The following is a 5,813-nucleotide window of genomic DNA, read 5'->3' as shown; positions in this document are numbered from 1 at the left end:
CAGGCCAATAGCTCTCTCTGGTGGCAGCGAGGCCGGTTGGGTTTCCCGTTTGACGGTAAAGAACCTGTTTGCCCTATCGAAAGCAGCCAATAAGACAATGAGCCTGACGCTCCCGGACGGGCGACAGTTCTCCGTTATTTTCGACCGGTCTAATGGCAGTCCTGTTGAGGCTAAACAAGTCTTACCCTTCGCTTATCCAGAGGATAGCGACCAATATTTTCTTAAATTAAAATTATTGACAGTAACTGCATTTCAAGGATCAGTTTAAAAGTGCGCTTTTATCACCAGATGCTGCGGCTTTTTCAGAAGCTAATTTTAGCGTTTCAAAATATGTAGATTGGATGGCTCTGGATTGAGACGCAGCAATGCATTTAACAGCATCTCGCTTCAATACAGGGAAGCCACATGATTCACTCAAAATACATGGTAATTTACTCAGAATATATGGTGATTTACTGTGAATAAAATCTGATAACTCCTCCGAACTATAATTTAGCATCAGCGGATGATCTCTACGATTATTATTTAAGTATTCAATACCTTTAGCAATCTTAGTTGCTTGAGTAAATCTATTTTTTTTATGTTCTAATTTTATTGAATCTAACTTAGTCGTAGGTATTTTTGACTCCATGTTTTTAATTGATTCAACTTTTCTATCTCTACGTTCTTGTTGTTCTTTACTATAACGTTCTCGTTTAGGATTTATTTCTCTATGTTTTTTTGCATCTGCATGGTGACGCTTTCGAGTTTTTACAGTATTTCCACCATTAGCTGCAATAGAGCCAAACTCAACAGAACCTGATTGTCCAGACCCTTCTGGTTCTGGTAATTGAATATGGAGTATTTTCTTGCCAGCTTGAACGAATGAATCTGAAATTAAGGTAGATAATTTTGGCTCTGTTACCCGAAGCTTTAAACTATTAACGACAGGTGAGTGGCTCGATTTTTCTGGATTTCTACGCCCCACATCAACAGAACCTAAATTATCTATTAAATTATGCGAAGAGAAATAACTTTCGACTTCGTCAGAAGATAAAAATGGTCGAGGAAATCCTTGAGGTAACGAGGTTGTAACAGAGGTAGATGCAGATGGTTCGGCAACACTTACCGTAAGACCATTAACAACTGTCGGCGGTTGATGATTATCACTAATAGAACCGGTTGGCTGCTGTTTTTGATTAGCCGGTTGCTCTGTTTGGAGGCTCGGTGATCCAATTGAGCGCGATAAACACTCTAAATAAGTTAAAGGATTAAAAGGAATGTCCATTGAGTTACTGAGTTACTGAGTTACTGAGTTATTGAATAAGACCTCTCCTTCTTAAAAAAGTTCCTCCCCCCCCTCACAGAATTCATCCAAACATTCATCTAACCCATACAAAAGGACCCGCTATGGCCATTACCAATACTGACGTAAAACTCTATGAAAGCCAGCGACTTACCGACGAAGAAGACGGTGGTGGTCGGGTTACTGGCAGCGAGATAGTTGATGGAAACGTCAACAATCTATTTCAGGATATTTCCCGGATCGACCGGACTATTGGTGATGTGGCACTGCGTAAAGCATTCATCGGGATCAGCACCGATAACAATGACACTTACCTCGGCAGTCATCTTATCCTGACCGAACCGCCGAAGGATAAGAATGTCAGCGTCTTACTGTTTGATACTGGCAGTCAAACCGATGAACGCCTCGATGCCAGAGACAGAATAGAGAGCTACGTTGTACCCGGCATTAAGGCGAATTGGGAATTGATCGGCGATCAGCTTCAGGGACAGCGAGCCATTGTAGGCTATCAGCGTGAGGAATTGGCCATTCCTGAAATCGGGGAGGTCTATAAAATCACTACTCCTGATGACCTGACCAGTCAGTTTGTTCGAATCACATCCGTTGACCACAGTTCTGCCACTTTTACCTACCACAACGGTTCGCAATATGTGGACTTTACCCGGCGTAAGCTGGATATGCAGATCAGCGCACCTCTAATCACCACCTTTATTGGAGCGCCTCCCGTCCCCGGAGCTCCAGAAGAAGAAACCAGCCTGATTCATGGCACACAAATAGCCGATACCTCCCGCTATTACGGCATCCAGCCAGTGAGCGCCGACATTACCTCTGGCGACCTGACTATTAAGGCCGAGAGCGTTTATGCGCCACTGGTGCCGAGCGCCAAAGTAGAAACCCCACTGCTTGACCAGTATGGCGGCTATACCGGCAAAACAATGGTGGCGACCGCCAACAGTACCCGTTCAGTCAGTTGTCGTTTTGTTCATATCTCCGAGAGCCAGAGCAGAACTTATTTACAGCGTGGGGCACTGCCGAAAAACCTGAGCCTGTCATTAGAAGGCGGCACCTTTGAAGATGATGGTGCGGGAAACCTGCTCCACAAAGGCGGGACTAATAATTTCAGCAAACTAACCGTGGATTATGAACTCGGTGAAATAAACGTATGGCGAGCAAGCAGCTATACCACCGCAACAGCGACCGCTACCTATCAGCCAGCCGTGGCCATTACCGGCGCAGCTATCAGTGGCGTTATTGAAATCAGCAACCAGAACCGGGGCTTTAACTACACCCTGAATATGGCCGAAGCCAAGCCGAGGCCGGGAACACTGGTGGTCAGTTATATCGCCCTTGGGAAGTGGCAGGACATACGGGATACCGGCGCTGGTCAGATGGTCGGCTCTGGTACTGGAACCATTCTATTTGCAACGGGCTCCGCTGCTATCACCCTCGATGCCTTGCCCGATCCTGATAGTGCAATCGTCTTCAGCTATGTCGCACAGAGCGATGATGAGGTGACTATCCGCACTGGCACCGTGGCGCTCGATGATATGACCTTCCGGCATTCGCTGGAAAGAACCGGCATTAAACCCGGCAGTATGACCGTGACGTATGTTTCCTCCGGGGTGGATAAAACCCTGACCGATCAGGCTAATGGTCTGCTTACCGGGGATGGTAACGGCTCTATCCATTACGCTCCCGGTGAATTGAGTTTTAAGCTCGATTACCTGCCCGATAGCGGGACAGAAATTGCACTGACTTATGAGGAAGGTGCTAATGCTGGCGGTGAAGTCATTGTATCCATTGATAGTCAGGGCATGATGAGCGGCACTATTCCCGGAGCGCCACTGTTACCCGGTTCGGTTCAGTTAGCGTTTCTGGTCGAGCAGTTATCCAATGTTCCGAGCGTGTCCAAAAGCGAAAGTGATTGGACGACCTATGAATCAGCCCGAAATGTAGCAAAGCGGATCAGTGATGATACAGCGGGTGGCTGGCGTGGAGTGGTCGGTTCTATTGATTATCAGACAGGAGCTTTTTCGGTTCAGGCATTGAACGACTATAATTACCCTGAATACAGGATGTAAGCGCCAAAATAACCCACGTAGTTGTCCCATTCTCGTTATTCATTTACTTTTGAAATCACTCCGGCAGCTTCACCGCCCAAGGCAGGAGCTGCTCCAGCTGCTCTACGGTGTCAGCATACGGCAGTTCTTTCAAAATATGACTCAGGTAGTCGAAGGGTTCCAGGCCGTTGGCTTTCGCACTTTCGATCAGACTGTAATACATGGCACTGGCTCTTGCTCCATTCGGCGTATCGGAGAAGAGCCAGTTCTTGCGGCCAATAGTGAATGGGCGGATGGCATTTTCGGCTGAGGCATTGCTGATGTTAAGGTGGCCATCTTCACAATACACGACCAGTTTTGGCCATTGGTTCAGAGCATAGCTCATGGCTTTATGGGTCAAACTGTCCGGCACCAGTCGGGTGACGTTTTTCTCAAGCCAGCCATGTAGTTCATCCAGTAACGGCTTACTCTGCTGCTGTCGTTGATACTGTTTCTCAGGAGCCGATAAATCCTTGATCTCGTCTTCTATGGCGTACAGTTTGCGAATCTTGCCCAAAGCGACATCGGCCTTACTGGCTTTAGTATTCTTCAGCTTCTTGCCCGGCTTGGCTTCGCCTTTTTTTGCATCCGTGAATTTACGACGGACGTGGTCAAAACAGCCCGGCTGGGTGATGCCTTCTTGTTTACACACAGCGTTATAGCTGGCGTAACCATCGGTTTGCAGATAACCACTGAACCCTTCAAACAGGCGCAGGGGCACCTCCTTACTCCGGGAAGGATCATAGTGAAACAGAACCGACGGTTGACCGGGTGGGCCACCCAGGGTGACCCACATATATTTGTCGGAATTGATCGATTTCTTCGTCTCCTTGATCACCTGAACAGTGGTTTCATCGGCATTGATGACATGCCCTGCTCGCTGATGATCCATCATCAGGTTAATCAGAGGCTGAAGCTGCAATGACAACCGCATCAGCCAGTTGGCCATGGTCGTCCGTGCGATGGAGCCACCGGAACGGGCCAGGATTTTCTCCAAACGGTACAAGGGCAAAGCATCACAGTATTTGGCGACGATAATGTATGCCAGCATGCACACAGTGACCGCCGATTTAGGAATAGGATGTTTGGGCAGTTCGGCAGCTTTGATGACTCGTTTGTCCTGCTGATATTCATCCTGTTCGATAAAGACGGCTTTTTCCTGAAGGATCTCCTTCACCCGGACTTTTGCGGGAATGATGTCCAGCTCTTCCCTGACCTTGGTAAAAAAGGTATTGATTGCGCCTTGCTTCTCTTCCTCTCCTCGCTGAGCTTAATGCGTTCCTGATATCTGGGTATGGAGGGTGACAGGGGCTTCCGACCTTTGCGATTTGGACGAGGTTTCTGTGTATCCGGGTCAACAGGCTCTTCATCATCTGTCGCGCAATCGGATAGCTCCGCCTCGTTAAAGATCTCTCCCTGCATACTGGATTTTTCGGTGCTGCGACCGTACAAACGGGCACGCTCCAGGCGGAGATATTCTTCCAGAAGGGCAATGCGCTTTTTCTGTTCGTCGATGACGACAGATTTCTTCTGAATGATGTCGTCTTTTTCAAGAATGACACAGTCTTGGGTATGGATTGCCTTGATTAAGGCATCCATATCCAAAGACGATTCAGCTTCTCCGACCAATAAACTCAGTGCGGATTCTGGCTGATTAATAACGGTGTCAGTCATTGATTTCATGACCGTTGTTTTACCAGAAATGCCTGCTAATTACGGCTAAAAACAGCTCTCATAATGCCTTTTTTTGTGGGGTTTCATGGCATTGAGATCGTAGCCATCCAGAAGCCAGTTTAATTGCTGCCCGGTGAGGGTTACCAAGTCATCGGTCTGCTTTGGCCACAGGAATTTGTCTTCCGACAGACTTTTGTAATACAGCACAAATCCGTTGTCTTCCCAGAACAGACATTTTATTTTGTTGCGCTGCCGGTTAGTGAAGGCGTATAGGTGACCGTCAAAAGGGTTGTGCCCCAGTTCCTGCTCGACCAGCACCGCCAGCCCCTTGAAGGATTTCCGGAAATCGATAGGATCCCGATAAAGGAAGACCTCAGGCAGACTGGGCGACGGGCGCATGACCAATTGCTTCATCGCAGAAGCCCGATCAGTTGTCCAGCCAGCGCCAGGTTGTGCTGGTCAATTCCGGAAACGCTGAGCCCATTAGGCAACGACACGGTTAACGGTGGGGATTCTTCGTAAACCCGATCCTGACTCTTAGCCCGGGAAACAGGTACAAAGGCAGAAATAGTATTGGATGGTGATGCTGTGTTGTCCTCAGCCCACAACTTCTTTTTCCAGTACCCAAGCTGTGATGATTTGACACCATTCTGACGACACCAGCCAGCTTGGCTAAGCCCGGAGTCTTGCCAAGAGTCGATGCGCTGCTGCCATTGTTCCTGAGTAGCGTTCTGGTGAGTCATGAGGGCCTCCAT

Annotated in this window: 6 protein-coding genes and 1 pseudogene; 2 read left to right on the top strand and 5 right to left on the bottom strand. The window is 48.0% G+C overall.

All coding sequences use genetic code 11. The features are described from left to right. Positions 1 to 268: pseudogene (locus tag RM811_RS02615) on the top strand (hypothetical protein); the annotation flags it as partial. Here RM811_RS02615 and RM811_RS02610 read toward each other — a convergent pair. After that, complete coding sequence (locus RM811_RS02610) at positions 260 to 1,267, bottom strand: hypothetical protein (RefSeq protein WP_402520486.1); 1,008 nt, start codon at positions 1,265 to 1,267, stop codon at positions 260 to 262. The pseudogene RM811_RS02615 and the gene RM811_RS02610 sit on opposite strands and share 9 nt — an antisense overlap. Positions 1,268 to 1,389: 122 nt before the next feature. On the opposite strand from RM811_RS02610, the gene RM811_RS02605 reads away from it, so the two are divergent. Next, complete coding sequence (locus tag RM811_RS02605) at positions 1,390 to 3,366, top strand: hypothetical protein (RefSeq protein ID WP_402520484.1); 1,977 nt, start codon at positions 1,390 to 1,392, stop codon at positions 3,364 to 3,366. Between the two features lie 55 nt (positions 3,367 to 3,421). Here RM811_RS02605 and tnpC read toward each other — a convergent pair whose 3' ends face one another. The 4 genes from tnpC to tnpA all read right to left on the bottom strand — a co-directional run. Continuing rightward, entirely contained in the window at positions 3,422 to 4,561 is a 1,140-nt protein-coding gene (gene tnpC / locus RM811_RS02600; RefSeq protein WP_402520482.1) for an IS66 family transposase, read from the bottom strand. Beyond that, the gene (locus tag RM811_RS02595) at positions 4,558 to 5,067 is read right to left on the bottom strand and encodes a hypothetical protein (RefSeq protein WP_402520480.1); all 510 of its coding nucleotides are present in this window, start codon (positions 5,065 to 5,067) and stop codon (positions 4,558 to 4,560) included. Before RM811_RS02595 ends, tnpC begins: the two co-directional genes overlap by 4 nt. A 36-nt stretch (positions 5,068 to 5,103) precedes the next feature. Next, positions 5,104 to 5,472 carry an IS66 family insertion sequence element accessory protein TnpB gene (gene tnpB / locus RM811_RS02590; protein WP_402520478.1) on the bottom strand — a complete coding sequence of 123 codons (369 nt, stop codon included), beginning with the start codon at positions 5,470 to 5,472 and terminating at the stop codon, positions 5,104 to 5,106. Further along, positions 5,469 to 5,813, bottom strand: a 345-nt coding sequence (gene tnpA / locus RM811_RS02585; RefSeq protein WP_402520476.1) for an IS66 family insertion sequence element accessory protein TnpA, incomplete at its 5' end; no start/stop codon positions are given. The genes tnpB and tnpA, both read right to left, overlap by 4 nt.

Origin of the sequence: Endozoicomonas sp., from assembly GCF_031844845.1 — a bacterium.
Lineage (GTDB): Bacteria > Pseudomonadota > Gammaproteobacteria > Pseudomonadales > Endozoicomonadaceae > Endozoicomonas.
This window is presented reverse-complemented; position numbering and strand designations above follow the sequence as displayed.

What these genes read in the sequence shown, in the direction of transcription:
- RM811_RS02610 (WP_402520486.1), bottom strand. Translation starts at nt 1,267, where the DNA reads ATGGACATTCCTTTTAATCCTTTAACTTATTTAGAGTGTTTATCGCGC.
- RM811_RS02605 (WP_402520484.1), top strand. Translation starts at nt 1,390, where the DNA reads ATGGCCATTACCAATACTGACGTAAAACTCTATGAAAGCCAGCGACTT.
- RM811_RS02595 (WP_402520480.1), bottom strand. Translation starts at nt 5,067, where the DNA reads ATGAAATCAATGACTGACACCGTTATTAATCAGCCAGAATCCGCACTG.
- tnpB (WP_402520478.1), bottom strand. Translation starts at nt 5,472, where the DNA reads ATGAAGCAATTGGTCATGCGCCCGTCGCCCAGTCTGCCTGAGGTCTTC.